The sequence below is a fragment of the Micromonospora foliorum genome, from assembly GCF_022229015.1.
Taxonomy (GTDB): Bacteria; Actinomycetota; Actinomycetes; order Mycobacteriales; family Micromonosporaceae; genus Micromonospora; species Micromonospora foliorum.
This window is the reverse complement of record NZ_JAKKFF010000454.1, coordinates 1-1,742: the sequence shown is the minus strand read 5'-3', so window position 1 is coordinate 1,742 and position 1,742 is coordinate 1. Positions and strand designations below refer to the sequence as shown.

Annotated in this window: 1 protein-coding gene and 1 rRNA gene; both read right to left on the bottom strand. The window is 72.7% G+C overall.

What is annotated here, in order from left to right:
• On the bottom strand, window positions 1-1,013 hold a 1,013-nt coding region (locus PSH25_RS27620; protein ID WP_238661819.1), incomplete at its 3' end, for a hypothetical protein.
• A 541-nt stretch (window positions 1,014-1,554) separates the two neighbouring features.
• Window positions 1,555-1,671 (bottom strand): 5S ribosomal RNA (gene rrf / locus PSH25_RS27615).
• Window positions 1,672-1,742: the final 71 nt, after the last annotated feature.

The following is a 1,742-nucleotide window of genomic DNA, read 5'->3' as shown; positions in this document are numbered from 1 at the left end:
CGAACCGTCCCGGTCACCACCGCGGAAGCCACCCTCACGGCGGTCGCCGCCCCGGAAACCACCATCGCGGTCACCGCCGCGGAAGCCACCCTCGCGCGGCGGGCCCGAGCGGGTGCGGTCGCCGCCCTGATACCCGCCCTCACGACGGTCACCACCACGGAATCCACCCTCGCGGGGCGCGCTGAAACGCGAACCGTCGCGGTCACCGCCACGGAAACCGCCTTCGCGACGGTCACCGCCGCGGAAGCCACCCTCACGCGGAGCGCTGGAACGCGAACCGTCCCGGTCACCGCCACGGAAACCGCCCTCGCGGGGCGCGCTGGAACGCGAAGCGTCGCGGTCGCCGCCCCGAAAGCCGCCTTCGCGACGGTCGCCGCCCCGGAAGCCACCCTCACGGTCGCCACCACGGAAGCCACCCTCACGCGGCGGTGCGGAGCGAGTGCGGTCGCCCCCACCCTGATACCCGCCTTCGCGACGGTCGCCACCACGGAAGCCGCCCTCACGCGGGGCGCTGGAACGCGAACCGTCCCGGTCACCGCCACGGAAACCGCCCTCGCGGGGAGCGCTGGAACGCGAAGCGTCGCGGTCGCCACCCCGGAAGCCGCCTTCGCGACGGTCGCCGCCCCGGAAGCCACCCTCACGGTCGCCACCACGGAAGCCGCCTTCACGGCGGTCGCCACCACGGAAGCCACCGTCGCGGTCGCCACCGCGGAAACCACCCTCACGCGGAGCGCTGGAACGCGAACCGTCCCGGTCACCACCACGGAAGCCGCCTTCGCGACGGTCGCCACCAGGGAAACCACCCTCACGGCGGTCGCCGCCCCGGAAGCCACCCTCACGCGGCGGGCCGGAGCGGGTACGGTCGCCCCCACCCTGATACCCGCCTTCGCGACGGTCACCACCACGGAAGCCACCGTCGCGGTCACCACCGCGGAAACCACCCTCACGGGGAGCGCCGGAACGCGAACCATCCCGGTCGCCACCACGGAAACCACCGTCGCGGTCGCCGCCACGGAAGCCACCCTCACGGGGAGCACCCGAGCGCGAACCGTCGCGGTCGCCGCCCCGGAAACCACCCTCACGGGGAGCCCCGGACCGGAAGCCACCCTCGCGCGGCGCACCCGAGCGCGAACCGTCCCGGTCGCCGCCCCGGTAGCCACCCTCACGCGGGGCGCTGGAACGGGACCCATCACGGTCGCCGCCCCGGAAACCACCCTCACGGCGGTCGCCGCCGCGGTAGCCGCCCTCACGGGGAGCGCTGGAGCGCGAGCTGTCCCGGTCACCACCACGGGAGCCAGAGTCGCGGCCGCCGGCGTATCCGCCTCGGGCGCCGCCGCCGCTGTCGCGGTCTCCCCGGTACGGGGGCCGGCCTTGGTCATCGCGGCGCGGGCCGCGGTCGCGTCCGCCCGCACCGTCAGTACGGTCTTCGTAACGACGGGGACGGTCTCCGCCCTGCGGTCCTGAACTCACAGGTACATCCTTCCTGATTGCGCCACCAATGGCGCTACGCAGTCGAGGGCCGACCCGGATGGGGCGGCCCTCGACTGGAAGATTGTCCGGCGGCGTCCTACTCTCCCACACCCTCACGAGTGCAGTACCATCGGCGCTGGAGGGCTTAGCTTCCGGGTTCGGAATGTAACCGGGCGTTTCCCCTCCGCCATGACCGCCGTAACTCTATGAACATATCAAACAACCCCGGCACACCTTCACGGGTGTTCGCTTGTTCAGAGTTGCACAGTAGA